This is a genomic window from Pseudomonas oryzihabitans, assembly GCF_006384975.1.
GTDB classification, from domain to species: domain Bacteria; phylum Pseudomonadota; class Gammaproteobacteria; order Pseudomonadales; family Pseudomonadaceae; genus Chryseomonas; species Chryseomonas psychrotolerans_B.
The window spans coordinates 4,703,200-4,728,661 of the sequence record NZ_CP021645.1 but is presented as its reverse complement, the minus strand read 5'-3'; the positions used below and the strand labels follow the sequence as shown (position 1 = coordinate 4,728,661).

24 protein-coding genes and 1 pseudogene are annotated in these 25,462 nt (G+C 66.0%); 9 read left to right on the top strand and 16 right to left on the bottom strand.

The features are described from left to right. Nucleotides 1-167: 167 nt before the first annotated feature. Nucleotides 168-695 (bottom strand): sigma-E factor negative regulatory protein, encoded by a 528-nt coding sequence (locus tag CCZ28_RS21350; RefSeq protein WP_140220769.1) that lies wholly within the window; start codon nucleotides 693-695, stop codon nucleotides 168-170. Nucleotides 696-728: 33 nt separating this feature from the next. Continuing rightward, nucleotides 729-1,310, bottom strand: a complete 582-nt coding sequence (gene rpoE, locus CCZ28_RS21345) for an RNA polymerase sigma factor RpoE (RefSeq protein WP_026083736.1) — start codon at nucleotides 1,308-1,310, stop codon at nucleotides 729-731. Between the two features lie 327 nt (nucleotides 1,311-1,637). Between rpoE and nadB the strand changes: the two genes are divergently transcribed. Then, nucleotides 1,638-3,260, top strand: coding sequence for an L-aspartate oxidase (gene nadB / locus CCZ28_RS21340; protein ID WP_140220768.1), 1,623 nt, complete (start codon nucleotides 1,638-1,640; stop codon nucleotides 3,258-3,260). On the opposite strand, the gene CCZ28_RS21335 is transcribed toward nadB, so the two are convergent. Further along, nucleotides 3,217-3,669, bottom strand: coding sequence for a protein YgfX (locus tag CCZ28_RS21335; RefSeq protein ID WP_140220767.1), 453 nt, complete (start codon nucleotides 3,667-3,669; stop codon nucleotides 3,217-3,219). The two genes, nadB and CCZ28_RS21335, sit on opposite strands and share 44 nt — an antisense overlap. After that, complete coding sequence (locus CCZ28_RS21330; protein ID WP_058786648.1) at nucleotides 3,653-3,910, bottom strand: succinate dehydrogenase assembly factor 2; 258 nt, start codon at nucleotides 3,908-3,910, stop codon at nucleotides 3,653-3,655. Before CCZ28_RS21330 ends, CCZ28_RS21335 begins: the two co-directional genes overlap by 17 nt. A 122-nt stretch (nucleotides 3,911-4,032) precedes the next feature. On the opposite strand from CCZ28_RS21330, the gene ygfZ reads away from it, so the two are divergent. Both ygfZ and CCZ28_RS21320 read left to right on the top strand, forming a co-directional pair. Continuing rightward, nucleotides 4,033-4,950 (top strand): CAF17-like 4Fe-4S cluster assembly/insertion protein YgfZ, encoded by a 918-nt coding sequence (gene ygfZ / locus CCZ28_RS21325; RefSeq protein ID WP_140220766.1) that lies wholly within the window; start codon nucleotides 4,033-4,035, stop codon nucleotides 4,948-4,950. Between the two features lie 39 nt (nucleotides 4,951-4,989). Then, nucleotides 4,990-5,823 (top strand): HDOD domain-containing protein, encoded by an 834-nt coding sequence (locus CCZ28_RS21320; protein WP_140220765.1) that lies wholly within the window; start codon nucleotides 4,990-4,992, stop codon nucleotides 5,821-5,823. A gap of 183 nt (nucleotides 5,824-6,006) precedes the next feature. On the opposite strand, the gene CCZ28_RS21315 is transcribed toward CCZ28_RS21320, so the two are convergent. Both CCZ28_RS21315 and CCZ28_RS21310 read right to left on the bottom strand, forming a co-directional pair. After that, the gene (locus CCZ28_RS21315) at nucleotides 6,007-7,410 is read right to left on the bottom strand and encodes a sensor histidine kinase (RefSeq protein WP_140220764.1); all 1,404 of its coding nucleotides are present in this window, start codon (nucleotides 7,408-7,410) and stop codon (nucleotides 6,007-6,009) included. Beyond that, on the bottom strand, nucleotides 7,403-8,074 hold the full coding sequence (locus tag CCZ28_RS21310) for a response regulator (protein WP_140220763.1): 672 nt from the start codon (nucleotides 8,072-8,074) through the stop codon (nucleotides 7,403-7,405). Before CCZ28_RS21310 ends, CCZ28_RS21315 begins: the two co-directional genes overlap by 8 nt. Nucleotides 8,075-8,405: 331 nt before the next feature. Here CCZ28_RS21310 and CCZ28_RS21305 point away from each other — a divergent pair, with 331 nt between their 5' ends. Genes CCZ28_RS21305 through CCZ28_RS21295 form a run of 3 tightly spaced genes read left to right on the top strand, consistent with a single transcriptional unit; the run spans nucleotide 8,406 to nucleotide 11,403 of the window. Further along, nucleotides 8,406-9,386: a Bug family tripartite tricarboxylate transporter substrate binding protein gene (locus CCZ28_RS21305; RefSeq protein WP_140220762.1), complete on the top strand. Its 981-nt coding sequence runs from the start codon at nucleotides 8,406-8,408 to the stop codon at nucleotides 9,384-9,386. Between the two features lie 48 nt (nucleotides 9,387-9,434). Next, nucleotides 9,435-9,893 carry a tripartite tricarboxylate transporter TctB family protein gene (locus CCZ28_RS21300; RefSeq protein ID WP_140220761.1) on the top strand — a complete coding sequence of 153 codons (459 nt, stop codon included), beginning with the start codon at nucleotides 9,435-9,437 and terminating at the stop codon, nucleotides 9,891-9,893. A gap of 1 nt (nucleotide 9,894) precedes the next feature. Next, complete coding sequence (locus CCZ28_RS21295) at nucleotides 9,895-11,403, top strand: tripartite tricarboxylate transporter permease (protein ID WP_140220760.1); 1,509 nt, start codon at nucleotides 9,895-9,897, stop codon at nucleotides 11,401-11,403. Nucleotides 11,404-11,460: 57 nt separating this feature from the next. Here CCZ28_RS21295 and CCZ28_RS21290 read toward each other — a convergent pair whose 3' ends face one another. The 7 genes from CCZ28_RS21290 to ppc all read right to left on the bottom strand — a co-directional run bounded on the left by CCZ28_RS21290 (nucleotide 11,461) and on the right by ppc (nucleotide 18,930). Further along, nucleotides 11,461-12,243: a class I SAM-dependent methyltransferase gene (locus CCZ28_RS21290; RefSeq protein WP_140220759.1), complete on the bottom strand. Its 783-nt coding sequence runs from the start codon at nucleotides 12,241-12,243 to the stop codon at nucleotides 11,461-11,463. A 31-nt stretch (nucleotides 12,244-12,274) separates the two neighbouring features. After that, nucleotides 12,275-12,976, bottom strand: a complete 702-nt coding sequence (locus CCZ28_RS21285; RefSeq protein ID WP_140220758.1) for an extensin-like domain-containing protein — start codon at nucleotides 12,974-12,976, stop codon at nucleotides 12,275-12,277. A 304-nt stretch (nucleotides 12,977-13,280) separates the two neighbouring features. Next, a complete protein-coding gene (locus tag CCZ28_RS21280; RefSeq protein ID WP_140220757.1) occupies nucleotides 13,281-14,138 on the bottom strand; it encodes a DUF72 domain-containing protein in 858 nt (285 codons plus the stop codon). Further along, a complete protein-coding gene (locus CCZ28_RS21275) occupies nucleotides 14,138-14,497 on the bottom strand; it encodes a hypothetical protein (RefSeq protein ID WP_140220756.1) in 360 nt (119 codons plus the stop codon). Before CCZ28_RS21275 ends, CCZ28_RS21280 begins: the two co-directional genes overlap by 1 nt. 138 nt (nucleotides 14,498-14,635) lie before the next feature. Then, nucleotides 14,636-15,319 carry a tRNA (adenosine(37)-N6)-threonylcarbamoyltransferase complex dimerization subunit type 1 TsaB gene (gene tsaB, locus CCZ28_RS21270; protein WP_140220755.1) on the bottom strand — a complete coding sequence of 228 codons (684 nt, stop codon included), beginning with the start codon at nucleotides 15,317-15,319 and terminating at the stop codon, nucleotides 14,636-14,638. 137 nt (nucleotides 15,320-15,456) lie between these two features. Further along, the gene (gene adk / locus CCZ28_RS21265; RefSeq protein ID WP_140220754.1) at nucleotides 15,457-16,104 is read right to left on the bottom strand and encodes an adenylate kinase; all 648 of its coding nucleotides are present in this window, start codon (nucleotides 16,102-16,104) and stop codon (nucleotides 15,457-15,459) included. A gap of 189 nt (nucleotides 16,105-16,293) precedes the next feature. Continuing rightward, on the bottom strand, nucleotides 16,294-18,930 hold the full coding sequence (gene ppc, locus CCZ28_RS21260) for a phosphoenolpyruvate carboxylase (protein WP_140220753.1): 2,637 nt from the start codon (nucleotides 18,928-18,930) through the stop codon (nucleotides 16,294-16,296). Between the two features lie 167 nt (nucleotides 18,931-19,097). Between ppc and CCZ28_RS21255 the strand changes: the two genes are divergently transcribed. From CCZ28_RS21255 to CCZ28_RS21245, 3 genes are all read left to right on the top strand, one after another. Continuing rightward, nucleotides 19,098-19,433: a pilin assembly protein gene (locus CCZ28_RS21255; protein WP_140220752.1), complete on the top strand. Its 336-nt coding sequence runs from the start codon at nucleotides 19,098-19,100 to the stop codon at nucleotides 19,431-19,433. A 268-nt stretch (nucleotides 19,434-19,701) separates the two neighbouring features. Beyond that, nucleotides 19,702-20,133: a DUF4398 domain-containing protein gene (locus CCZ28_RS21250; RefSeq protein ID WP_140220751.1), complete on the top strand. Its 432-nt coding sequence runs from the start codon at nucleotides 19,702-19,704 to the stop codon at nucleotides 20,131-20,133. Nucleotides 20,134-20,178: 45 nt separating this feature from the next. Continuing rightward, on the top strand, nucleotides 20,179-20,952 hold the full coding sequence (locus CCZ28_RS21245; RefSeq protein ID WP_058765277.1) for an OmpA family protein: 774 nt from the start codon (nucleotides 20,179-20,181) through the stop codon (nucleotides 20,950-20,952). 56 nt (nucleotides 20,953-21,008) lie between these two features. Here CCZ28_RS21245 and CCZ28_RS21240 read toward each other — a convergent pair whose 3' ends face one another. The 3 genes and pseudogenes from CCZ28_RS21240 to CCZ28_RS21230 all read right to left on the bottom strand — a co-directional run bounded on the left by CCZ28_RS21240 (nucleotide 21,009) and on the right by CCZ28_RS21230 (nucleotide 25,461). After that, the gene (locus CCZ28_RS21240; RefSeq protein WP_140220750.1) at nucleotides 21,009-22,478 is read right to left on the bottom strand and encodes a helicase HerA-like domain-containing protein; all 1,470 of its coding nucleotides are present in this window, start codon (nucleotides 22,476-22,478) and stop codon (nucleotides 21,009-21,011) included. A 53-nt stretch (nucleotides 22,479-22,531) separates the two neighbouring features. After that, a complete protein-coding gene (gene hldE, locus CCZ28_RS21235) occupies nucleotides 22,532-23,959 on the bottom strand; it encodes a bifunctional D-glycero-beta-D-manno-heptose-7-phosphate kinase/D-glycero-beta-D-manno-heptose 1-phosphate adenylyltransferase HldE (protein WP_140220749.1) in 1,428 nt (475 codons plus the stop codon). Between the two features lie 90 nt (nucleotides 23,960-24,049). Continuing rightward, nucleotides 24,050-25,461 (bottom strand): annotated as a pseudogene (locus CCZ28_RS21230) (PIG-L deacetylase family protein). Between the last annotated feature and the right edge of the window lies 1 nt (nucleotide 25,462).

Here is a 25,462-nt window from a genome sequence, read left to right as displayed (position 1 = left end):
TCTCGCTTCATGACGAGCACAGTCCCTGACGACTGGCAGCAGAAATACCACGCCCTTGCTGAACGATAGCTTTCGTTGGATTTTGTGGGGGTATGAGAATATCCGGCCGCAAAAAAACGGCGACCGGACGGTGGGTCCGGTCGCCGTTTCGAGGCGAAGCCAATAAATCAACGCTGAGCAGGAGTTTCCTGCTTCACACCCGCGGCAGACTGGTCGACTTTGTTGTCGGCAGCGGCCTTGGTGCTTTCTTCGCTGAAGCTGGCCAGCACCGCCGGGCTACGCGCCGGTTGCGGTGCGGTCAGCTGGCTGGGTGCCTGCTGAGCCAGACCCTGGGTGGCGACGTCGGACTGGTTGTACATCCGCACGCCTGCCAATACGGCAAAGGTGACGGAAGCGGCAACCGCGACCCGACCGAGGCTCGCCCAGCGGCTCTTGGCAGCCGGTGCGACCGCAGCAGCCACAGGGGCGGCAGCAACGTCGTCACGTTCCAGCGTGCTGGTGACACCCTTGGCGATGTCCAGGTTGGGCATCATGGGTTCGCCACGGATCACGGCACTGACCATGGCATAACGCGACCAGGTGGCGCGCAGTTCTGGATCCTTGCTGACCTCGGACAGAACACGCCGGGTTTCGAATTCGTCCGCTTCGTTATCCATAACAGCGGACAGGGATTCCAGCAGGGCTTCACGACTCATACGTATTACCTCTCTAAAAGCTGTCGTCGCTGTCTATGCATCACGCAGCAGAGGCTGCAATGCTTTGTCTATCGCTTCCCGAGCACGGAAGATCCGTGACCGGACCGTTCCCACGGGACATTGCATGACGTTCGCAATGTCCTCGTAGCTCAGACCCTCGAACTCACGAAGGGTCAGCGCAGTACGCAGATCTTCCGGGAGTTGCTGGATGGTACGGTGCACGGTGGCCTCGATCTCATCCCGCAAAAGAGACCGCTCTGGGGATTCGATATCCTTTAGAGCGTGGTCACCTTCATAAAATTCCGCATCTTCGGCGCTGACGTCGCTGTCCGGTGGACGACGACCCCGGGCAACCAGATGGTTCTTCGCCGTGTTGATGGCGATGCGATAAAGCCAGGTGTAGAAAGCACTGTCCCCGCGGAAGTTCCCGAGCGCTCGATAAGCCTTGATAAAAGCTTCCTGAGCGACGTCCTGGGCTTCCTGGGTGTCGTGTACGAAACGGACGATGAGACCGAGGATCTTGTGCTGATACTTGAGCACGAGAAGATCGAAGGCGCGTTTATCACCACGCTGCACACGCTCGACGAGCTGCTGATCCTGCTCCTGCGTCGGCAGGACCGGTTTGCTGTCCTTGGCTTGCAGTTCGGTATCGTCCTTGCTTTCACTCTCGAGGCGTGCTGCTAGACTGGGCTGTTGCACGAAAGTTCTCCCCTCCACAGCAGTTGATGAGCGAGCATTTAATTGCTGCTGATCGCTCCTGGGTATTGCTAATTAGCTTGGCAGACGTCCCATGCTCGTTCTAGGCGTTCCGGCCGCACGAATGGGCAATTATCTGTACATAGACCGCGCTCCCGGGCCCCTAGTTCCCTGGTCAACGCTTGGGTGGCTATGCCATCAGCCCCCTTGTTCCTATACTCGCGCTCCCGGCGAGAAGGAAACGACATGGCGCGTCATCTGGAATTCGATGTCCTGGTAATCGGCAGTGGCGCGGCAGGCCTGACGCTCGCCCTCAATTTACCGGCGACACTGTCGATCGCAGTCTTGAGCAAGGGCGAACTGGCCCATGGCTCGACGTACTGGGCGCAGGGCGGCGTCGCCGCCGTACTGGATGAAGGCGACACCGTCGAAGCTCATGTACAGGATACCCTAGTCGCGGGCGCCGGGTTGTGCGACGAGGAAGCCGTGCGCTTCACCGTGGAGCACAGCCGCGAAGCCATGCAGTGGCTGATCGACCAGGGCGTGCCCTTCACCCGCGAGTCCGTCGAGGGCAAGGGCGGCCTGGGCTTCCATCTCACCCGCGAAGGGGGGCACAGCCATCGCCGGATCATCCATGCCGCGGACGCCACCGGCATGGCGATCTTCGACACCCTCCTGCGCACCGCCGAAGGCAGGCCCAACATCCAGTTGTTGAGCCAACGCGTGGCGGTGGATCTGATCACCACGGAAAAACTCGGCAGACCCGGCTCACGCTGCCTGGGCGCCTATGTGCTCGATCGGACCAGCGGTCAGGTGGACACCCTGCACGCACGCTTTACCGTGTTGGCGACGGGCGGCGCCAGCAAGGCGTATCTCTATAGCACCAACCAGGACAGCGCCAGTGGCGACGGTATCGCCATGGCCTGGCGGGCGGGTTGCTCGGTGGCGAACCTGGAGTTCAACCAATTCCACCCGACCTGTCTCTACCACCCCCACGCCCGGAGCTTCCTGGTTACCGAGGCCCTGCGCGGCGAGGGCGCGGTGTTGCGGCTGCCGGATGGCGAGCGCTTCATGCCGCGCTTCGACGAGCGCGCCGACCTGGCGCCGCGGGACGTGGTGGCGCGGGCCATCGACCACGAGATGAAGCGCCTGGGTATCGACTGCGTCTTTCTCGATATCAGCCACAAGCCGGCCGACTTCATTCAGGAACACTTTCCCACGGTGTACGGCCGCTGCCTGGAACTGGGCATCGATATCACCCGTGATCCGATTCCGGTGGTACCGGCGGCGCACTACACCTGCGGCGGCGTACGCGTCGACGAGCACGGACGCTCGGATCTCGCCGGCCTCTACGCCATCGGCGAAACGAGCTGTACCGGGCTGCACGGTGCCAATCGCATGGCGAGCAATTCGCTGTTGGAATGCTTCGTCTACGCGCGCTCGGCGGCGCTGGACATCCAGGCGCAACAGGCCCGGGTAGAGATGCCCCGCGACCTGCCCGACTGGGACGCCAGCCAGGTGACGGACTCCGACGAGGACGTGGTGATCGCCCACAACTGGGACGAATTGCGCCGATTCATGTGGGACTATGTCGGCATCGTGCGCACCACCAAGCGTCTGGTCCGCGCCCGGCATCGCGTCCGCCTGCTGATGGACGAGATCGACGAGTTCTATAGCAACTACAAGGTCAGCCGCGATCTGATCGAGCTGCGCAACCTGGCGCAGGTGGCGGAGTTGATCATCGAGAGCGCCCTCGCCCGCCGGGAAAGCCGCGGCTTGCACTTCACCCTGGACTATCCGCAGACCGACGAGCACGCCCAGGACACTATTCTGGTACCGCGAACCGGCGGGGCGCGAAGCGAAGCCTGACGCGCAGGCGGCGATGGGCAGCCGCGGACAGGCTGTCCCGGGCGATGCACAGACTGCGGGTACCTCTTTCGCCGGGCAGGCGATAACGCAGGACGATGAGCAGCGGCAGGGCCAGGCTATCCGGGCGCAACTGGACGCCGCGCCAACCCCTGGCCGGGGACCAAAGCTGCCAGCCCTCGGCAGCGTGGCGCAGGCGCCGCGGAATCTCGGGATGCCCCTGCTGGAGTTGGCGATAGCGGACGCGGTGCCACGACCAGAGCACGAGCAGCGTCAGGAGGGCTGCGAGGGTCCAGGGCAGCGCGGCCAACCAGAGACTGACCAGCGCGACGACCGCGACCAGCGCATGCAGCCGCAGGAGCGTCGGCGAGGCGCTCCAGGTGCATTCGAAGGGCTCAAGCCGGCTGGACACGGTCCAGAATCATGCGCACGATGATTCGCAGGTCGGCGTCGTCCGGCTCGCCGCGCTGCATGAACCAGTGGAACATGTCCTGGTCCTCGCATTCGAGCAGCTTGCGATAACGGGCCTGATCCTCGGCGCCGAGCGAGGAATAGACCTCCTGGACGAAGGGCACCAGCAGCACATCCAGTTCGAGCATGCCGCGACGGCTATGCCAGTACAGTTTCTTGAGTTCGGTAGCTTCGGTACTCATGGGGACTCCTGCGACAATCGGCGCAGTATAAGCGCGAAGCGCCCCGCCGCGCAGTGCGCCTGACATTCCACCCCGGCGAGCCTATGATGAGCGGCTTCACACGACACGGAGCTGCAGCCGCAATGGCCGACTCGCCGTATTTCTGCCGCTTGACCCACGAAGGCGTCCTGGCCATCCGCGGGGTCGATGCGACCAAGTTCCTGCAAGGGCAGGTCACCTGTAATCTCAATTATCTCGCTGACGACCAGGCAGGCCTTGGCGGCCGCTGTACGCCCAAGGGGCGCCTGGTATCGAGTTTCCGCATCGTCAAGCAGCCCGATGGCTATTTGCTGGCGATGGCCCGGGAACTGGTCGAGCCACAACTGGCGGACCTGAAGAAGTACGCCGTCTTCTCCAAATCGGTGCTCGCCGACGAAAGCGCCCAATGGCAACGCCTGGGTCTGAATGCTGCCGGTTTCGCCAGCGCCTATCCCGACGTCGCCCTGGCCGAACAGGCCAATGGCGTGGCGTCGATCACCGGCGGCTTCGCCATTCGCTTGGAAGATGGCCGCGTCGAAGCCTGGCTCGCGGCGGACGCAGCGGCACCCGAATTACCGGAGGAGTCCCTCGACGTCTGGCTGCTGGCCCAGGTGCGGGCCGGGGTGGGCCAGGTATTCGGGGCAACCCGCGAGATGTTCGTGCCGCAGATGATCAATCTGCAGGCGCTGGACGGCGTGAGCTTTCGCAAGGGCTGCTACACCGGCCAGGAAATCGTCGCGCGTATGCAGTATCTGGGCAAGCTCAAGCGGCGTCTCTACCGTCTGGCCAGCAGCGGCCCAGCGCCCGCGGTGGGTACGGAGTTGTTTTCCCCGGTCCATGGCAGTAGCGTGGGTGAGGTGGTACTCGCAGCGTCTAGCACCGAAGATTGCGAGTTGCTGGCCGTGCTCCAGGGCGATGCCGTGGAGGATGGGCGTATCACTCTGGGCAGCTCGGACGGAGCAAACTGCCGTTTACTCGATTTGCCCTACTCACTCGATAGCGATCGTGAAATAAAACGCTGAAGGTCGGGATTGCCTTCCGCGCTACTACACAGGTATGTCATGACTCCTCTTGCTGAAAAAGTTGTCCAGGATCTCCTTCACGCGATAGACACCGATCGTGTGGTGTTGCCCACCCTACCGGAGGTGGCGCTGAAGGTGAGAGAGGCAGCCGAGGACCCTAACGTCGGTGTCACCGAACTGAGCCGGGTGATCGCCATGGACGCGGCCCTCACGGCCCGCCTGATCAAGGTGGTGAACAGCCCGCTGCTGCGCACCAACAAGGAGATCACCGATCTGCAGATGGCCGTCGGCCGCCTGGGCATCAACTACACCGCGAATCTGGCCACGGGCCTGGCCATGCAGCAGATGTTCCAGGCCACCAGCGACGCCGTGGACCGCAAGATGCGCGAGGTCTGGAGCCAGGGCACCGAGATCGCCGCCATCAGTCATGCGCTGTGCAAGAAGTACACCCGTCTCATGGCCGATCGCGCCCTGCTGGCGGGTCTTGTGCACCAGATCGGCGTGCTGCCGATCCTGACCTATGCCGAAGAACAGGAAGAGTTGCTGGCCAACGCCATCACCCTCGACCAGGTGACGGCGCGCATCCACCCGCAGATTGGCGAGCGCATCCTCAAGACGTGGGACTTCCCCGCAGATATCGCCTGTGTGCCGCAAGAGCATCTGGCCCTGCAGCGGCAGCCAGCGGCGGCGGACTATGCCGATATCGTGCAGGTCGCTGCCCTGCTACACGCCGTGCGTCAGGGGCAGGTACAGGACGCTGCGATAGCCACCTTTCCCGCCGCCATCCGCCTGGGTTTGAACAACCAGCCGGATCTGCAACAGGATCCGGCGTTCTGGGAGGCGGTGGAAGGTTCGCGGACCTTGCTTGGCTAGTGTGGTGTTTCAGAAGTTCGCGCAAGAATTGGCGAGTGATTTTTGTTCCTGGGCCAGGCGCCGCGACGAGTCATAGCAGGGCTATGGCGAGGAGTGGCAACGCCGTCCCAGGGCGGTCCGCCGCTGCGGGCAAAAAGCGCCGCCAAAATTGTGTAGATAACTTCTGAAACACCACACTAGGTTCTAGGCTTCCACGACGGGGAACTCCACCCGTACCCGCAACCCACCCAGGGCCCCATCCAGCAACTGGATACGGGCCCGGTGGGCGGCACAGATCTCGCCGACGATGGCGAGGCCCAGACCGGCACCGCCGGACTGCGGATCCAGCCGCTGAAAGCGCTCGAACACCTTGGTCCGGGCGTTGGCCGGAATGCCGGGGCCGTCGTCCTCGACTTCCAATACCGCCGGCGCCAGCACCCGCACGACGATGTTGCCGTCCGGCCGACTGTGCGCCAGGGCGTTTTCCACCAGATTGCAAAGCAGCTCGTTGAGCAGGGTGGGTTCGCCGATCACCATGCCCTTGGCGAAGGGCTCGAAGGCCAGGGCGACCCCCTTGGCATGGGCCAGGGGCGCCAGCGCCATGGCCAGCTCCCGTGCTAACTCGCTAAGCTCCAGGCGCTCGGCGCCGCCCTCGGCGATGGCCTGGGCGCCGCTTTCGATGCGGGCAAGAGAAAGCAGCTGATTGGCCAGGCGAGCGAGGCGGTCGGTGCTGGTGCGTGCCTCTTCCAGCGTGGCGTACCAGGCCTGGGCATCCTTCTCGCGTAGCCCCAGTTCGACCCTGGCCTTGATCGCCGCCAGGGGGGTACGCAATTCGTGAGAGGCATTGGCGATGAAATCGGCCTGGCGTTCGAACAGGCGCCGCAATCTCAGGGTGAAACCTTCCAGGGCATGCACCAGCGGCAGCAGCTCCTGGGGTGCACGAACATCGGGCAGGGGCCGCAGATCGTCGACGCCCCGCTCCTCCACCGCCTGGCGCAGGCGTTCCAAGGGGCGCAGGGCGGCGCCAACCGCCATCCACACCAGCAGGATGGCACCCAGCCCCATCAGGCCCAGCCGGATCAGGGTGTCGGTGAGCAGGCTGCGGGCCACATCCTCACGCGCCTCGGAGGTCTCGGCGACGCGGATCTCGGCCATGCCGGTGAGATCGGGCTCGCTGACGGGCTGGGCCAGACTGACCACCCGCACGTCCTTGCCGCGATAGGTGCTGTTGTAGAAGCGCGCCAGGGCGGGATAGTCGCGGGTCAGGCCGGCATCGGCCGGGGGCGGCGGAATATCCTCGTAGCCGGAGATCAACCGTCCCTGGGTATCGAGCACCTGATAGAAGATGCGACCGACATTGTCGTAGGCGAAGTTGTCCAGGGCGATATAGGGTACGTCCGCGCGCAGGGTGCCATTGCTGGCCGAGAGGCCGGCGGCGATGGTGCGGGCCGACGCCAGCAGGGTGCGGTCGTAGGCGACGTCGGCCAGACGCCGGCCATTGAGATAGGCGGCCAGGCTGCTGATCGCCAGGACCACCGCCAGCAGCACGACCAGCCGCAGCAGCAGTCGACCACGCAGGCTACCGGTCGCGCTGAGCGCTTCAGCCATGCTGTTCTTCCAGCAGATAGCCCAGGCCACGGAAGGTCACGATGCGCACGGCCCCGGCTTCGAGCTTCTTGCGCAGGCGATGCACATAGATCTCGATGGCTTCGGGACTGGCTTCCTCGTCCAGGCCGAACACCTGAGCGGCCAGTTGCTCCTTGCTCATGACCCGACCGGGCCGGGCGATGAGCGCGGCCAGTACCGCATGCTCACGGGAAGTGAGCGACAGCGCCTCCTCGCCCAGAATGAAGCGGGAGGTGTTGAGATCGTAGACCAACGGACCGCAGCGCTGCTGGCGGTCGCCACCCAGCACGCTGCGACGCAGCAGGGCCTTGACCCGCGCTTCCAGCTCGGTGAGTTCGAAGGGCTTGGCCAGGTAGTCGTCGGCGCCCAGGTTGAGCCCCTGGACCCGGTCCTTCACCTCGCCACGGGCGGTGAGCATCAGCACCGGCAGGCGATCACCGCGCTCGCGCAGCCGGGCCAATACCTCGAAGCCATCCAGCCGGGGCAGGCCGACGTCGAGGATGGCCAGGGCGTAGCTTTCGCTCTGCAGGGCCAGGTCCGCCGCGACGCCATCGGTGAGCAGATCGACGTTGAGCCCGGCACTCTTGAGTGCCTGGGCGACGCTTTCGGCCAGGGGCGGATGGTCTTCGACCAAGAGGATGCGCACGCTGCTTGCTCCCGCTGAAAAGTCGGGAGTTTACCGGGATCCGGTCGAGCTGACCCCTGGCCGGAAGCTCGTAATCGTCACCTTTCATCACTGAAAGGCTGTTGAAAGCTTGGCGATCTAGAGTGAAAGGTAGCGGTTGCAAAACCGCCCGATGCTTGCCCAAGCGCCACCCCTGGTCGGCCAACAACAATAACAAGCGGAACGACATCCATGCTCGCCCTCGTGCAGCTTCTCGTGCTTCCCCATCAGCTCTCCGAACGATCGCCGCCCTGGCGAGCTTGAGCCGTGTCCGCCTGTCAGCTTCTGAAATAACAACAAAAGGAAGACGTCGATGAGCACCACCTTGCGCACCCTCACCCTGACCCTGGCCGCTTCACTGCTGCTGTCCGCCCAGGTCATGGCCGAACCCAAACGTCCCGAGTGCATCGCCCCGGCTTCTCCCGGCGGCGGTTTTGACCTCACCTGCAAACTGGCGCAGAGCGGCCTGGTGGAAGCCAAGCTGCTGGACAAGCCCATGCGCGTGACCTACATGCCCGGTGGCGTGGGCGCGGTGGCCTACAACACCGTGGTGGCTCAACGTCCGGCCGATGGCGACACCATCGTCGCCTTCTCCAGCGGTTCGCTACTGAACCTGGCCCAGGGCAAGTTCGGGCGCTTCGACGAAAAGGCCGTGCGCTGGCTGGCCGCCATCGGTGCCAGCTACGGCGCCATCGCGGTCAAGGCCGATTCGCCCTACAAGACCCTGGGTGATCTGGTCGAGGCGCTGAAGAAGGACCCGAGCAAGGTGGTGATCGGCTCCGGCGGTACCGTCGGCAGCCAGGACTGGATGCAGACGGCGCTGATCGCCAAGGCCGCCGGCATCAATCCAAAGGACCTGCGCTACGTGGCTCTGGAAGGCGGCGGCGAGATCGCCACGGCCTTGCTGGGTGGCCACATCCAGGTCGGCAGCACCGATATCTCCGACTCCATGCCCCATGTCGAGGCCGGCAACATGCGGCTCCTGGCGGTGTTCGCCGAGAAGCGTTTCGACGAGCCGGCGATGAAGGACATCCCGACTGCTCGCGAGCAGGGCTACGACATCGTCTGGCCGGTGGTGCGCGGCTTCTATGTCGGCCCGAAGGTCACCGACGAGCAGTACAACTGGTGGAAAGCCAGCTTCGACAAGCTGCTGGCCTCCGAGGACTTCGCCAAGCTGCGTGACCAGCGCGAACTCTTCCCCTTCGCCATGACCGGCGCCGAACTGGACGCCTATGTGCAGAAGGAAGTCGCGCGCTATCGCGGCATGGCCAAGGAATTCGGCCTGATCCAGTAACGAGCCCCCGCCCCTGGCGCCCCTCCGGGCGCCTTCGAGGATGTCGACATGATCTTCCAACGCGCCTTCATGGCGGTCTGGCTGGTGGCCGGGCTCGTCATGCTGTTCATCGCCCGGGATTACCAGGCGCCCTTTTCCTACGAGCCGGTGGGCCCGCGGGCCTATCCGATGCTGATGTTCGGCCTGATGAGCCTGGGCCTGGCCTATCTGATCATCCGCCCCACGCCGATCGGCGATGGCGAGGACCAGAAGCCGCTCGACGCCTCGTCGCTGCGCAAGGTGGTGGCCTGCTGCGCCATCCTGCTGGGCTACGCCCTGACCTTCCAACCGCTGGGCTTTCCGCTGAGCGCCTTCATCACCGCCACCCTCTGCGGCTTGCTTTATGGCGGCCGGCTGGTGCCCTGCGCCCTGGTCAGCCTGCTGCTCGCCGTGGGTCTCTACGTGCTGTTCGATCGGGTGATGGAAGTCCCCCTGCCCCTTGGCGTGCTGGAATTCCTGGAGGGCTGACATGGATACCCTGAACTTTCTGATGCAGGGCTTCGGCGTCGCCCTGACCCCCACCAACCTGATCGTGGCACTGATCGGCACCCTGATCGGCACCGTGGTGGGCCTGCTGCCGGGCCTCGGCCCGATCAACGGCATCGCCCTGCTGATCCCGGTGGCCTTCGCCCTGGGCCTGCCGCCGGAGACCTCGCTCATCCTCCTGGCCGCGGTCTATCTCGGTTGTGAGTACGGCGGCCGGATCTCCTCGATCCTGCTGAACATCCCCGGCGAAGCCGCGACCATGATGACCTGTCTGGACGGCTACCCGCTGGCCCGCCAAGGCCTGGCCGGCGTCGCCCTGTCGCTGTCGGCCTGGAGTTCCTTCATCGGCGCCTTCATCGCCACCTGCGGCATGGTGCTGTTCTCGCCGCTGCTGGCGAAATGGGCGATCGCCTTTGGTCCGGCGGAATACTTCGCGCTGATGGCCCTGGCCATCCTCAGCCTCTCCGGCATGGCCGCCGAAAAACCGGTGAAAACCCTGGTCGCCGCCCTCTTCGGCCTGGCCATCGCCTCCGTGGGCATCGATGCCAACAGCGGCGTCTATCGCTTCACCTTCGATAACGTGCACCTGGCCGACGGCATCGACTTCGTGATCCTGGTGCTGGGTCTGTTCTCGGTGAGCGAGCTGCTCCTGCTGCTGGAACAGACCCATCATGGCCAGGTCGCGGTCAAGGCCACCGGACGCATGCTGTTCAACGTGCGGGAAGCGCGCAGCGTGTTCATGGTCAACCTGCGCAGCTCGGTGAGCGGCTTCATCATCGGCGTGCTGCCAGGTGCCGGCGCGACCCTGGCCAGTGCCCTGGCCTACACCACCGAGAAGCGCATGGCCGGTGCCGATGGCAAGTTCGGCAAGGGCGATCTGCGCGGCCTGGCAGCGCCGGAAACCGCCATCGGCGCGGCGGTGTGCGGCAACATGATTCCCATGCTGACCCTGGGCATCCCCGGCTCGGGCACCACCGCGGTGATGATCGGCGCCCTGACCCTCTACAACATCACCCCCGGTCCGCTGCTGTTCCAGAACGAGCCGAATCTGGTGTGGGGCCTGATCGCCTCGCTATTCATCGCCAACGTGATGCTGCTGATCCTCAACGTGCCCATGGTGAAGATGTTCACCAAGATCCTCGAGGTACCGAACTGGTCGCTGGCCCCCGCCATCGCCATCATCACCGGCATCGGCGTCTATGCGGTGCACGCCACCACCTTCGACCTGGTGCTGATGGTCTGCGTGGGCATCTTCGGCTACATCATGCGCAAGCTGGATTTCCCGCTGTCGCCGCTGCTGCTGGGCTTCATCCTCGGCGAGCTGATGGAGCAGAGCCTGAGACGCGCCCTGTCGATCTCCAACGGCGACATGGGCATCCTCTGGCAGAGCGGCATCAGCCAGGCCATCTGGATCGTCTGCATCCTGATGGTGGCCCTGCCCTTCTATCGCACCTGGCGCAAGCGTCGCGCGCTCAAGGCCGCTACCGTCTGACGTAGCGGCAGATCAAGCCCGCGGCCGGAAGCCTTTTCCGCCCGCGGGCTTTTTCATTCAAGCAGTTTTGAAGCTCTTCTTCGGGTAGATATCGTAGCGGCTGGACTTGCCCTCCAACACGTAGCCGGGCTTGGCGCCTTCGATGGGGGGCGCCTTGCGCGGGCGCTTGACCACCACCCGATGGGTGGCGCGCGCGAGGGCCGCGGCGAGCAGTGCCGGGGCGTCCAGGTCGTCGCCCACCAGCGGCCGGAACAGGCGCATTTCCTTCTTCACCAGGGCGCTCTTGTCGCGGTGCGGGAACATGGGGTCCAGGTAGATCACCTCGGGTGCCTCGCCCTCCCCGCCTTGCAGATAGGCGGTGGAGTCGGCCTGTACCAGGGTCATCAGGGCGACGATACCGGCTGCCTCGAAGTCCCGCGCCGCGCGGGCCAGGCCGTCTTCGAGCAGGGCAGCGATCAGCGGCTGACGCTCCACCAGGATCACCTGGCAGCCCAGGGTGGCCAGCACGAAGCCGTCGCGGCCCAGCCCGGCGGTGGCATCCAGGACGCGCGGTCGCACGCCCGGCCCCACACCGACCGCCTTGGCGATCATCTGGCCGGCACCGCCGCCGAACTTGCGCCGGTGCGCCGCGGCGCCCTCGACGAAATCCACCCGCACCGGGCCCGGTGCATCCGGGCCCCGCTGGACCAGTTGCAGTCCCTGGGCGCCCACCTGCACCGCGAAATCCTCGGTAGCCGCCGTGCCCAGGGACAGCCCAAGGCGCACCGCCCAGGCGGCAGCAGCCTCGCTGAAGGCAGGTTCCAGGGCTTCGACGATGAGTGAGGGACTGACGGTGGACATGGGCGACTCGCTGACGGAAAGACCGGTCATTCTACCGACAGACGCGAAAGCCACCCATGTCGACGTGGAAATGATCGCGGTGTGCGGCGTTGTACTCCGGTCCCAAGGTGGTATTGAAGGAGCGGCAGGCGCCGTCGCGTACCTGGCGCAAAAAGCGCTGCGCCTGGGGATCGCCGTTCCAGTCGCGCGCGACCGTGATCCGGCGGCCGTCGGCCAGGCGCAGGCCGGCGATATCGAGTGCATTGGCGCTGGCATGCTGGCTGCGCCGCCCACTGGCCCTGCCATAGACGTTGCGACAGGCGAAGCTGCCATAGTGCTCCACCTCGGCCACCCGCTGCCCATAGACCGCCTCGGCGGCCGGTTGCAGCGCCTGCCGCTCGAACAGCGCGAAGCTCACTGCCAGCGGGCAACTGGCGATGAAACTACCGCTCAGCCGTACCCCTTCGCCACGCTGGATGCGCACCGCGCGCTCCAGCGGGCAATCGGCCGAACCGGGATTGCCACGCAATTCGTGATAGCTGAGCGCCGAGCTGGCCAGGGAGGCCGCGCAGTAGTCGGCATCGGCCTGCAGGCGCCAGAGCTTGAGTCGGGTGACGGGGTTGGTCGGTGCCTGGATGTCCAGCGGCGCCCAGGGGTTATAGGCCGGCGGGATGCGCAGCCAGCCCTGGTCGAAGGCGGTATGCAGGCCGCCATAGAGCAGGATGACGAGACCGAGCAGGTGTCTGGCTTTCATGGAGCGCCGGCAGGATTCGCGGGGACGATAGGGTTTGAGACCGGAACGGCCTTTGGGAATGCCGGGGAAAAACGTCGCCAAACGTATCGGATCAGCAGGCTCCAGAGCCTGTTCAAAGTCTCGCGAGCTAGCGCCAAACAAGGCCTAGGCGGCCCCACGAAAACACCTGAGGAAGCGGACCGGGCTCGCGAACGAGTTTACGAGTGGTAAATGAGTATTCCGACGGGGCCGTCCAGGCGGGGCTGGCCTTCCAGGGTCCGTTCAACGCCGTTCGGCCGACGCGCAGCAGACTTTGGATAGGCTCTTACAGCAGGCCGAGTTGCTCGGTGTTGGCAGTACTCAGCTCGGGCAGTTCGGGTAAGCCGGGCAGCTGCTCGCGCAACTGGGCGTGGAATCTCAGGGCCAGTTCGGGCGCCTGGCGATTGTCCGGGGTATGCAGGAAGACGTAGGGCACCTTGCCTGCTTCGATCCAGTCAGCGACCCGGGTAACCCACTTCGCCAGGTAATAGTCGTTGGCGGCCAGCTCCAGGCGACCGATGAAGCGCACCTGGGGATGGTCGCTGAAGGCCAGGGCGCGGGCCGGAACGCGGGGCTTCTTGGACTGCGCCAGGCGTACCGCCGGATCGCTCGGGTCGGCGCTGAACAGCGCGGCGGAATCCAGGCCGATGCGTTCCACACCTAGTTCCAGGAGCAGGCGATTGAGCGCCCGCTCGGTGTCGCCCTTGTCGAAGAAGGCCAGGTGACGGACCTCCACCGCCAGGGCGCGACGCGGCGCCAGGGCTTCGAGGAATACCTTGAGCTCAGCCAGCCGATCCGGGCCGAAGCGACGCGGTAACTGCAGCCACAGGGGGCTGGCCCGCTCGCCCAGGGGCGCCAGCAGCTCGATGAAGGTACGAGCACTGGAGAGCTGTACCCGCAGATCATCGGCATGGCTGATGTCCTGGGGAAACTTGGCGCAGAAGCGAAAACCCGCCGGCATCACCTCGGCCCAATGACGGATCTTGTCCGCCGACGGCCAGGCGTAGAGGGTGGTGTTGCCCTCTACGGCGTTGAACACCTGGGCATAGCGCGGCAGGAACTCGGCGGGCCGCAGGCCGTGGTAGAGGCTCTCGCGCCAGGCGTTATCGTTCCAGGAGGGACAACCGAGGAAATACGGCAGCATCAGGCGTAGAGATCGAGGCCCACGACACTGGAGGACCCGTTAGGCTCGGCACCCAGGGTGGCGGTGCTACCGTAGCTGGCCAGGGCCTGCTGGGCGCGGGCGGTGAGGTTGCTGGCGAAGCGGCCTTCGCGTTCGCTGAGCACCAGGCCATTGGCGCCGGCATCGCCGCTATCGGTGGCGGCAGCGGCCTCGACCCGGCGCACGGGGGCGACCTGGGCTTGGGCGTTGCCTGCGGCATCCTTGGCGATGGCGTTCTGGCGGGCGTCCTCATCCCTCGCCACCTCGCGAACGGGCGTGACCGCGCGCGAGGAACGATTCAGGGGGTAGGCAGAGGAGGAAAAACCGCTGTCGATGCGCATGGCAGGTCCTGAACGGATGCCGCTACTCTAGGTAGGGCCGAGATCTAAGGCAATCAGGGGCCGGACGTCCGTCACGAACAGTGGACGAGTGGCCTCCAGTGCTTAGAGAGGCCATCACCGTCTCCCGGTTCCACGGATTCAGACCGGCGTCTTGGGAGTGGCGACCCGGTCACGCAGATAGACCGGTTGCGCCGCCTCGGACTCCGCTGCCGCGGCTTCGCCACGCTGCCAGGCACTGGCCGCCAGGACCGCCAGATCGCGGGCATGGGGCAGCAAGGTGGCATCCACCTCGGTCAGCGGCAGGGCCATGCGGCCCACGTAACCCCAACCGGTGCCGGCGCCGAACCAATCGCCAGCGGCAGCGTCGGGCAAGGCGATGGCTTCGGGCGCCAGCACGGCCTCCGCGCCCGCCAGCACCATGGCGTCTTCTACCAGGCGATAGCAGCCCCAATAGACCTCGTCCATACGCGCATCGATGGCAGCAGCCACCTGGGTGACGCCCCGCTCGCGCCAGGCGCGCTGGGCGATGATCGCCAGATTGGAAACCGGCAGCACCGGTCGCTCCAGCCCGAAGGCCAGGCCTTGGACCACGCCGATGGCGATGCGGACCCCGGTGAAGGCGCCGGGACCACGACCGAAGGCGATGGCGTCCACTTGCGACAGCGCCATGCCGGCCTCGGCGAGCACCTCCTGCACCATGGGCAGGACCCGCTGGGCATGCAGGCGCGGGGCGATCTCGTAGCGGTGGATGATCTCGTCGCCCAGATGCAAGGCGACCGAGCAGGCTTCGGTGGCGGTATCGAGGGCGAGCAGGATGGACATAGGGGCGAATCCGCAACGGTTTGGAAGGCCGCGCATTCTAGAGCAAGACGGGACGCGAGGGGACCCGCCTATCGGTCGCGACGCCAGGACGGCGTCGTAACGGGACCGCCTGCAGGCACAGGCGGTCGGAGCCGGGATCAGCTCAGGGCGTTCAGCACCTTGGCGGTGATGGCATCCACCGAGCCCACGCCTTCGATGCGGCTGCAGGTGGGGGTGCCTTGGGCGGCGCCGAGTTTCTGGTAGAAGTCCACCAGCGGCTTGGTCTGGGAATGGTAGAGCTCCAGGCGCTTGCGAATGGTGGCTTCGCGATCGTCCTCGCGCTGCACCAGCGGCTCGCCGGTCAGGTCGTCGACGTCAGCGACCTTCGGCGGATTGTGCTGGACGTGATAGACGCGGCCCGAGCCCGGGTGCACGCGGCGACCGGACAGGCGCTGCACGATCTCCTCGTCATCGACGGCGATCTCCAGAACATGGTCGATCTTGACGCCCGCGGCTTCGAGGGCCTCGGCCTGGGGAATGGTCCGCGGGAAGCCGTCGAACAGGAAACCCTTGGCGCAATCGGCCTCCAGGATACGCTCACTGATCAGGGCGATGATGATCTCGTCGGAGACCAGGCCGCCGCTGTCCATGATGTCCTTGACCTGCAGGCCCAGGGGCGTGCCGGCCTTGACCGCCGCACGCAGCATGTCGCCGGTGGAAACCTGCGGAATGCCAAATTTTTCAGTGATGAACCGGGCCTGAGTACCTTTGCCGGCACCGGGCGCTCCCAGCAGGATTACGCGCATCTGTAGCTCCTTAGAATGGTCTCGGACTGGCAGCCCGCACGGGTGCTGTCGCGATGATTGTTGTCGACGACACGAGACGGCCAAAGGGACCAACCATACACAGCGCTCTCTGGCCGCACAAGTTACCAAGCGTCGCAGGTGCCGCGTCGGTCGCTACGACCTAGAGCCCCTGCAGACGCGCCTTACGTATCAACCGGTATTGCGCAGTCCCGCGGCGATCCCGGCCACGCTCACCAGCAGCGCCAGGTCCAGTGCCGCCGGCTGGCTTTCCCCCGCCGCCCGCGCGCGGGCCAGCAGTTCGATCTGCAGCAGATGCAGCGGATCGAGGTAGGTGTTGCGCACGGCGATGAATACCAGGGTTTCCGGGTTGTGTTCGAGCAGTTCGCCCTGCCCCGTCAAGCGCAGTACCGCTATCCCAGCCTGGCGCAGGCGCTCGCGCAACTGGCTGCCGAGCACCTGCAGCTCGGCCTCCACCAGACGCTCGTCATAGAGTCGCGCCAATTCGGCTTCGGCCTTGGCCAGCACCATTTCCAGCATGTCGATGCGGGTCTGGAAGAACGGCCAGCGCTCGCGCATCTCGCGCAGCAGGGGCGACTCGCCACGTCGCTCCGCCTGCTCCAGCGCCGCTTCCCAACCGAGCCAGGCGGGCAGCATCAGCCGGGTCTGGGTCCAGGCGAAGATCCAGGGAATGGCCCTGAGGCTTTCCACGCCACCTTCGCGGCGCTTCGCCGGACGGCTGCCCAGGGGCAGGCGACCCAGCTCCTGCTCGGGGGTGGCCTGGCGGAAATAGGTGACGAAATGCGGGTCCTCGCGGACCACGCCACGGTAGGACTGGAGACTGTCGCGGGCGAGGCGATCCATCTGTTCGCGCCAGGCCGGTTCGGGCGCCGGCGGCGGCAGCAAGGTGGCTTCCAACACGGCGCCCAGGTACAGCGCCAGATTCTGCTCGGCGATGGCCGGTTGGCCGAACTTGAAGCGGATCATCTCGCCCTGCTCGGTGGTGCGGAAGCGTCCGGCCACCGAACCCGGCGGCTGCGACAGAATGGCGGCATGGGCCGGACCACCGCCGCGGCCCACGGTACCGCCGCGGCCGTGGAACAACAGCAGCTCCACGCCACGGTTGGCGCAGATCTCTACCAGGGCCTCCTGAGCGCGGTACTGGGCCCAGGCGGCGGCCAGGGTACCGGCATCCTTGGCCGAATCCGAGTAGCCGATCATGACCTCCTGGGGACCGGCCAGGCGTTCGCGGTAGTCGGGCAGGTCCAGCAGGCTTTCGATGGCCGTCCCGGCATTGTCCAGGTCGTCGAGGGTCTCGAACAGCGGCACGACGCGCATCGGGTGGCGCACTCCGCACTCGCGCAGCAACAGTTGCACGGCGAGGACATCGGAGGCCGCGCCGGCCATGGAGATGACGTAGGAACCCAGCGCCGCGGGTGGCGACTCGGCGATGACGCGACAGGTGGCGAGCACTTCCTGGGTGTCGGCGGCGAGCTCGGCATCCTGGGGCAACAGGGGACGCCGACTGGCCAGCTCGCCGCGCAGGAACTCCAGGCGCTGCGCCTCGCTCCAGGCGGCGTAGTCGCCCAGGTCGAGGTAGCGGCAGATATCGGCCATAGCCGCGGCATGGCGCGCGGCGTCCTGGCGGATGTCCAGGCGGACCAGATAGAGCCCGAAGGTCCGTGCCCGCCGCAGGGTATCGAGCAGGGAGCCTTCGGCGATGACGCTGAGGCCACAGTGCTGCAGCGAGTCGTAGCACAGCTGCAGCGAGGCGATCAGTTCGGCGTTGTCGCTCAAGACGTGGCGGGCCCCGGCATGGGGATCGGTGATGGCATGGGCGGCCCAGCTGCGGGTGATCTGCAGGCGCTCGCGCAGCACCTTGAGCACCTTGCGATAGGGTTCGGGGTGGTCACCGGCCTGCTCGCGCAAGGCCGGACTCGCCGCCTGCATGGACAACTCCGCGGCCAGCCGGTCGACGTCACGCAAATAAAGATCCGCCGCCATCCAGCGCGCCAACAGCAGCACCTCGCGGGTCACGGTGGCAGTGACGTTGGGATTGCCGTCGCGGTCGCCACCCATCCAGGAAGAGAAGCGCAGCGGCGCGGCGCTCAGTGGCAGGCGCTGACCGGTTTGCTGCTGCAGGCAGGCATCCAGGCTGCGCAGGACATTGGGTACCGCCTGCCAGAGCGAATTCTCGATCACCGCGAAGCCCCACTTGGCTTCGTCCACCGGCGTCGGGCGCTGGCGGCGGATTTCCTCGGTGTGCCAGGCCTCGGCGATCAGCCGTCGCAGCCGCGCCTCGATGGCCGCCACCTCGGCGGTGGTCAGGTCGCGATGGTCGAGCGCGGCGAGCTGGGTGCTGATCTCGTCGTATTTCTGGATCAGGGTGCGCCGCGAGACCTCGGTGGGGTGGGCGGTCAGCACCAAGTCGATATCCAGCGCCGCCACCCGCGCGACCAGCGCCTCGCCGGCATGTCCGGCCGCGCCTAGCCGCTTGAGCAACTCGGGCAGGACTTGCTCCTCGAAAGGCGGCGCCTCGTCTTCGCCGCGGCGGCGGACACGGTGGTATTCCTCGGCGATGTTGGCCAGGTTGAGAAAATGGCTGAAGGCCCGGGCCACCGGCAGCAACTCGTCTTCGGCCAGGGTATCGAGGGTGTCGCCCAGTTGCCGGGCACCCTCGGCGGAGCCGCCGCGGGCGGCCTTGGCCCCCTTGCGGATCCGCTCGATCTTGTCGAGAAAGGCTGCGCCGTGCTGGTCGGCGATGGTCTGCCCCAGGAGATCACCTAGCAAACGTACCTGTTCGCGCAGACGAACGTCGATTTCCACCATCTTGTTGTGCTCCTCGAAAGTACCGGTTCGGACCTCGCGGCCAAGGCTGCGGTCTAGGGCTGAGGACAGCACCTTGTCACGCGGGTTGCAAGACCCGGTCAGTGCAGGGTGCACAGAGCCGGTCGGGCTGACCATCCGACCTTTGCCTAACGCCAATGGAGATGCCCATGAAGATTCGTGAACTCGCCCACCAATGGGAACAGCAGGCCACCACGCCGAGCACCACCCGGACCTACACCCTCAACCTGGAATTGGAAACCGCGGCTCGGCTCGAAGCCTTGCGCGAACTCTATCCACAGCGCACCCCGGAAGCCCTGTTGAGCGAATTGCTGGCGGCGGCCTTCGAGGAACTGGAGGCGAGCTTTCCCTATGTGCAGGGCAGCGAAGTGGTGGCCACCGACGAACTGGGCGATCCGCTGTATGCCGACGCGGGCGCCACGCCGCGCTTTCTCGAATTGGCGCGCAAACACCTGCATCGGCTGCAGGCGGAGGACGGCGTCTAGGCGCCCCGGCCTGCAGTCTTACCTACGGCGCTACCGCTCTGCGAAGGGCTTTGCCATGAGCAGAAATTCGATAGCTCGTGAACATTCCTGGCGGATGAGCGGTCATAGGATCAGACCGCAGCGCTGGACGGGGACGTTTGCAAACGCCCGCCACGGACCTTTCGGAACGGGCAAGCACCTTTTTCCACATGCGGCTTCTGCTGACCAAGGCGCCCGCCCTGCCCGTGCCGGCGGCGTGCTTTTCGGATAAATAACGGAGCTTGAATCCATGAAGAGTGCAACTGCCCAAACGTCCTTTTCCAAAGCCTGCACCCTGAAACTTGCAGCCCTTGCCCTGGGCAGCTCATTGTTGCTGGCCGGCTGCGCCGGCAATCCGCCGACCGCGCAGATGGCCGTGACCCAGTCCGCCGTCAACGAGGCGGTCAGCTCCGGTGGCAACCAGTACGCCCCCATCGAGACCAAGTCGGCCCAGGACAAGTGGACCCAGGCCCAGACGGCGCTCTCCAACGAGAAGTACGCCGAAGCCAAGCAACTGGCCGAGCAGGCCGAATGGGATGCTCGCCTGGCTACCCGTAAGACCCAGGCCGCCAAGGCCGAAGCCGCACTCAAGGATGCCCAGAACAGCATCCAGCAAATCCGTGAGGAAGGTCAGATCAACCTGCAGCTCCAGCAGAACCTGCAGAAGAAGGTCCAGCAGTAAGCGACCCGCTTGTTCTTACCTCCACGAATTCAAAGGATGACCATCATGCGTAAACACATTCTGATCCCTGCCGTGTCGCTGCTCAGCCTGGCCCTGGCCGCGTGCTCCACGCCGCCCAACCCCAACCTGGAAAAGGCCAAGGCCGACTACTCCGCCCTGGAATCCCAGCCCCAGGCCGCCCAACTGGCCGCCCTGGAAACCAAAGACGCCGGCACCTGGCTGCAAAAGACCGAGAAGGCCTACAAGGACGGTGAAAACGAGAAGACCGTCGACCAGTTGGCCTACCTGACCAATCAGCGCATCCAGACGGCCATGCAGACCATCAAGCTGCGCATGACCGAAGCCCAGATGCAGAACGTCGACGCCGAGCGCACCCAGGCCCGTCTGGATGCCCGTACCGCCCAGCTCAAGCAACTGCAGGACGCCCTGCAGGCCAAGCAGACCGACCGCGGCACCATGGTGACCTTCGGCAACGTGCTGTTCGATTTCAACAAGGCCGAACTCAAGCCCCAGGGCTATGCCAATGTGCAGAAGCTGGCTGATTACCTGAAGCAGAATCCCGAGCGCAAGGTGATCGTCGAGGGCTATACCGACAACGTCGGCGGCGATGCCTACAACCTGCAACTGTCCGAGCGCCGCGCCCAGGCCATCCAGACCGCGCTGATCAGCGCCGGCGTGGACCCGAGCCGCATCCAGACCCGCGGCTACGGCAAGAACTTCCCGGTGGCCAGCAACAGCAACGCCTCCGACCGCGCCCTGAATCGTCGCGTGGAAGTAACCATCTCCAACGACGCCAACCCGGTCGCCCCGCGCATGTAATAACTGCGTGACGCGAAAAGACCCCGCCATGGCGGGGTCTTTTTTTGCCCGCTTGGCTAGCGGCGCTTGCCACCGAGGAGCGAACCCAACAGGCCCCGTACCAGTTGCCGACCCAATTGATTGGCTGCCTGGCGTGCAGCACTTTTAAGCGCCTGCCCGGCCAGTTCACCCACCAGATCGCTGAGCGCCCCGCCCTCCTTCGACTTCGCTGGCGCGGGAGCTTCTTGCGGTACCCGTTCAGCCTGGCGGTCATGCAGGATCTCGTAGGCCGACTCGCGATCCACCGCCCGGTCGTAGCGCCCCGCCTGGGGTGATTGACGGATCAAGGCCTGGCGCTCGGCCTCGCTCAGCGGACCGACCCGCGACTGCGGTGGCGCTATGGCCACGCGCTCGACCATGGCCGGGGTGCCCTTGTCTTCAAGGCTGCCCACCAGGGCTTCGCCAATGCCCAGCTCGGTCAACACCTGCAGGCTGTCGAAGGCCGGATTGGGGCGGAAGCCGTCGGCCACCGCGCGTAAGGCCTTCTGCTCCTTGGCGGTGAAGGCACGCAAGCCGTGCTGGATGCGCAGGCCCAGCTGGGCGAGGATGTCGTCCGGTAGATCGGCGGGCGACTGGGTGACGAAATAGACGCCGACGCCCTTGGAGCGGATCAGCCGTACCACCTGCTCCAGGCGATCACGCAATGCCTTGGGCGTATCGCCGAAGAGTAGATGGGCCTCGTCGAAGAACAGCGCCAGCACCGGCTTGTCGGCATCGCCCCGCTCGGGCAATTGCTCGAAGAGTTCGGCCAGCAGCCAGATCAGAAAGGTGGCATAGACCTTGGGCGCCTCGTGCACCAGGCGGCTGGCGTCGAGCAGATGAATACGGCCGCGACCATCCGGCTCGGGGCGCAGCACGTCTTCCAGTTGCAAGGCCGGCTCACCGAAGAAGGCCTCGGCGCCCTGCTGCTCCAGGGTCGCCAGGCGCCGCAGCAGTGCCTGGGCCGAGGCACCGGTGAACAGGGCGCGGTCTTCGCCGAGGGCTTCGGGGTGCTCGCGCAGGTGATTGAGGACGGCCTTGAGATCCTTGAGGTCGAGCAGCAGCAGGCCTTCGCGGTCGGCCAGCTTGAAGGCGGCGTGCAAGGCGGCTTGCTGGCTGTCGGTCAGCTCCAGCAGATTGCCCAGCAACAAGGGACCCATTTCGCTCAGGGTGGTCCGCAGTGGATGGCCGCTCCGGCCGTCGACGTCCCAGAGGGTGACCGGATAGGCCTGGGGCTGGTGCGGCAGGCCCTGGGCGGCGATACGCTCGGCCAGCTTGCCCTGGGGAGCACCGGCAGCACCCAGGCCGCAGAGGTCGCCCTTGATATCAGCGGCGAAGACCGCGACCCCGGCATCGCTGAAGGCTTCGGCCAGCCGTTGCAGGGTGACGGTCTTGCCGGTGCCCGTGGCCCCGGCGATGAGTCCGTGCCGATTGGCCAGTTTCAGGGGATGACCGAGGGGTTGACCGTCGGTGCGGGTACCAAGGATCAGGTGGGGCGTCGAGGGCATGGCGCAGCTCCATAGCGGTTCTGCGCCCAGCTTAACCCGAGTGCCGCCAGCGGTCAGGTACGGTTGCGGATCCGCTCGACGATGGCGGTGGTGGAGCTGTTCTCCACCAGGCCGAGGATGCGCACCTCGCCGCCGTAGCCCTGCACGATCTGGGCGCCGACCACCTCTTCGACGCTCTTGTAGTCACCACCCTTGACCAGCACATCCGGGCGGACCTGCTCCAGCAGCCGCTCGGGGGTGTTCTCGCTGAAGGGGATGACCCAGTCCACCGCGCCAAGACCGGCCAACACCGCCATGCGCCGGTCGACGCTGTTGATCGGCCGACCCGGGCCCTTGAGGCGGGTGACCGAGGCGTCGTCATTGACCGCCACGATCAGGCGATCACCCTGGGCGCGCGCCTGCTCCAGGTAGGTCACGTGGCCGGCGTGGAGGATGTCAAAGCAACCGTTGGTGAAGACGATCTTCTCGCCATGGGCGCGGGCGTCTTCGATGGCCAGTTGCAGCTGCTCCAGGGTCAGGACACCGCGTTCGGAGCCTTCCGAGCGTTGCACCGCGCGGCGCAACTCGGGGGCGCTGATGGCGGCGGTACCCAGCTTGCCGACCACGATACCGGCGGCCAGATTGGCCAGGGCCACGGCCTGGGGCAATTCCTCGCCGGCCGCCAGGGCGGCGGCCAGGGTGGAAATCACGGTATCGCCGGCGCCGGTGACGTCGAACACCTCGCGGGCGCGGGCCGGCAGGTGCAAGGCAGCCTGGCCGGGGCGCAGCAGGGTCATGCCGTGCTCGCCACGGGTCACCAGCAGGGCGCCCAGGTCCAGCCGCGCCATCAACTCGTTGCCCTTGGCCACCAGCTCGGCGTCGTCGGCGCAGACGCCGACGATGGCTTCGAATTCGGACAGGTTCGGGGTGATCAGGCTGGCGCCCCGGTAGATGGAGAAATCCTTGCCCTTGGGATCGGCCAGCACCGGGATGTTGCGCGCCTTGGCCAACTGGATCAGCGCCTGGTGATTCTTCAGTGCGCCCTTGCCGTAGTCCGAGAGCACCAGCACCTTGACCCCGGCCAGCATGGCCGCAGTGTCCGAGGCCAGCGCCTGGGCGTCGGTGTCGAAGGGTTCCTCGAAGTCGACGCGGATCAGTTGCTGGTGACGACTCATGATGCGCAGCTTGACGATGGTCGGCTGCTGGGCGATGCGCTGGAAGCGCACCTGCACATGGGCGGCTCTCAGACTGTCGGTCAGGGCATCGGCGGCTTCGTCCTGGCCAGTTACGCCGACCAGATAGGCCGGCGCGCCGAGGGCGGCGATGTTGAGGGCGACGTTGGCCGCGCCACCGGGACGATCCTCGTGCTGGTCGACCCGCACCACGGGTACCGGCGCCTCGGGGGAGATCCGCGAGGTGGTGCCGTGCCAGTAGCGGTCGAGCATCACGTCGCCGACCACCAGGACCGGCGCGAGATCGAAGCGAGGCATGGTCAGCTTCATAGGGACAGGCTCCAAAGCGCGAAAATGGCGGCGATCATACCATAGCGTTCCAGGCGCCCCGGAAGCGCCTACCAGCGGCAATAGCCGGCATCAGGGTGTACGGCGATTGATCCAGAACAGCTCGTGACGCCGCACCGCCTTGCGGAAGAACTCGTCTTCCCCCGTGCGCGGCCAGCGGCGCCCGGCTAGTAGCCACTGGATGGCGCGGCGCAGGCGCTTCTTGGCCGGCAACGGCACCAGCAGGTCGTGCTGCATGCCCAGGGCCATGGCCTTGTCCAGTCGACGCTCAGGCGTCAGCAGCGGACTCCAGGGCACCAGGGGCGCCGGCGTCTCGATGGCCGGTGGCAAGGCGATACCACCCTCGGCCGGCCCCATTGGCCAGCGGTCGTTGTCGTGCAGGTGGTTGGCATAGAGCAATTCGAGCTCAGGCTGCCACTGGCTTGCGGCCAGGGCTTCGCGCAGGGCCTGGGTACTGGCCACGTGATCGGCATGGGGATCGATCTCGGGATGCGGCAGAACCACCACCTCGGGGCGAAAGTGCTCCAGCAACGCGACCAGATCGGCCACCAGGTTGCGCCAGGTCGGAGCGCCGTCAACCTCGGCGGGCAGATCGAAGGCGTTGTAGCGACGGGCGCTGCGGATGTCGCTCTCACCGGACTCCCGGGAACCAAACGGCTCGTCCGGCGCCTGGCGCATGGCCGGCAATTGCAGGCAGTAATAACCCAGCTGAAAGCAGCGCTCCGGCAGTACCCCCCCCAGAGGGGAGTGACCAGGCTATCCCAGGTGCGCAGCCGGCCCTTGAGCCGGGCGGCAGCCTGGCGGTCGAGGCCAAGGCGCTGGTAGTGCTCGGCCTCGATCTCGCCCTGGGTCAGGGTGACGATGCTGGTCTCCCGCGCCTGGCTGTAGAGGCCGAAGGCGGCCAGCTCGGCATCGTCGGCGTGGGGAGCGATGACCATCACGCGCTTGGTGCGGAAATCCGGCTGGGCGAAGACATGCAGGCGCAACTCGCCCTGCAGGCGGCAGAAACGGGTCCAGAGCTGCAGCTCGCCACGGCGCAGGGCCTCGGCGTAGCCACTGAGGTTCACGTAGCGGCGCCCGGCCACGCCGCGCTCGAAGTCCTGGCGGTCGCTGTCATCGCCCGCCCGCAGCCGTACCTGGGGATCCAGCAATCGGCCAAGCCAGCTGGCCCGCAGGCGGCACTCCAGGAACAGCGTCAGTTCGCCCGGCGGCAACTCTATCGCCGCCAGCCGGCCCTGCTGCAGATGCAGGCCCAGCACCAGGGTGTCGGCAGGGAACTGATAGCTGTAGTTGTCGCGCGGCGAATAGAAGAGGTGATCGGCGAACCAAGCCTCATGCGCCAGCCAGACCAGCACCGCCAGCAACGGCGCGCTCCACCAGGGGCCCAGCAGCAGGCAACCGAGCAGGATCAGGGCGATGACCAGCAGAACCAGGCGCTTGTGGCGGCGATGGCGTTTGAGCAGGGCTTGTTTGCGGGCGGTCATC

Bases quoted from the DNA above. Each gene is read 5' to 3' on its own strand.
- CCZ28_RS21350 (WP_140220769.1), bottom strand. From the start codon at position 695: ATGAGTCGTGAAGCCCTGCTGGAATCCCTGTCCGCTGTTATGGATAAC.
- nadB (WP_140220768.1), top strand. From the start codon at position 1,638: ATGGCGCGTCATCTGGAATTCGATGTCCTGGTAATCGGCAGTGGCGCG.
- CCZ28_RS21330 (WP_058786648.1), bottom strand. From the start codon at position 3,910: ATGAGTACCGAAGCTACCGAACTCAAGAAACTGTACTGGCATAGCCGT.
- ygfZ (WP_140220766.1), top strand. From the start codon at position 4,033: ATGGCCGACTCGCCGTATTTCTGCCGCTTGACCCACGAAGGCGTCCTG.
- CCZ28_RS21320 (WP_140220765.1), top strand. From the start codon at position 4,990: ATGACTCCTCTTGCTGAAAAAGTTGTCCAGGATCTCCTTCACGCGATA.
- CCZ28_RS21315 (WP_140220764.1), bottom strand. From the start codon at position 7,410: ATGGCTGAAGCGCTCAGCGCGACCGGTAGCCTGCGTGGTCGACTGCTG.
- CCZ28_RS21305 (WP_140220762.1), top strand. From the start codon at position 8,406: ATGAGCACCACCTTGCGCACCCTCACCCTGACCCTGGCCGCTTCACTG.
- CCZ28_RS21300 (WP_140220761.1), top strand. From the start codon at position 9,435: ATGATCTTCCAACGCGCCTTCATGGCGGTCTGGCTGGTGGCCGGGCTC.
- CCZ28_RS21295 (WP_140220760.1), top strand. From the start codon at position 9,895: ATGGATACCCTGAACTTTCTGATGCAGGGCTTCGGCGTCGCCCTGACC.
- CCZ28_RS21290 (WP_140220759.1), bottom strand. From the start codon at position 12,243: ATGTCCACCGTCAGTCCCTCACTCATCGTCGAAGCCCTGGAACCTGCC.
- CCZ28_RS21285 (WP_140220758.1), bottom strand. From the start codon at position 12,976: ATGAAAGCCAGACACCTGCTCGGTCTCGTCATCCTGCTCTATGGCGGC.
- CCZ28_RS21280 (WP_140220757.1), bottom strand. From the start codon at position 14,138: ATGCTGCCGTATTTCCTCGGTTGTCCCTCCTGGAACGATAACGCCTGG.
- CCZ28_RS21275 (WP_140220756.1), bottom strand. From the start codon at position 14,497: ATGCGCATCGACAGCGGTTTTTCCTCCTCTGCCTACCCCCTGAATCGT.
- tsaB (WP_140220755.1), bottom strand. From the start codon at position 15,319: ATGTCCATCCTGCTCGCCCTCGATACCGCCACCGAAGCCTGCTCGGTC.
- adk (WP_140220754.1), bottom strand. From the start codon at position 16,104: ATGCGCGTAATCCTGCTGGGAGCGCCCGGTGCCGGCAAAGGTACTCAG.
- ppc (WP_140220753.1), bottom strand. From the start codon at position 18,930: ATGGTGGAAATCGACGTTCGTCTGCGCGAACAGGTACGTTTGCTAGGT.
- CCZ28_RS21255 (WP_140220752.1), top strand. From the start codon at position 19,098: ATGAAGATTCGTGAACTCGCCCACCAATGGGAACAGCAGGCCACCACG.
- CCZ28_RS21250 (WP_140220751.1), top strand. From the start codon at position 19,702: ATGAAGAGTGCAACTGCCCAAACGTCCTTTTCCAAAGCCTGCACCCTG.
- CCZ28_RS21245 (WP_058765277.1), top strand. From the start codon at position 20,179: ATGCGTAAACACATTCTGATCCCTGCCGTGTCGCTGCTCAGCCTGGCC.
- CCZ28_RS21240 (WP_140220750.1), bottom strand. From the start codon at position 22,478: ATGCCCTCGACGCCCCACCTGATCCTTGGTACCCGCACCGACGGTCAA.
- hldE (WP_140220749.1), bottom strand. From the start codon at position 23,959: ATGAAGCTGACCATGCCTCGCTTCGATCTCGCGCCGGTCCTGGTGGTC.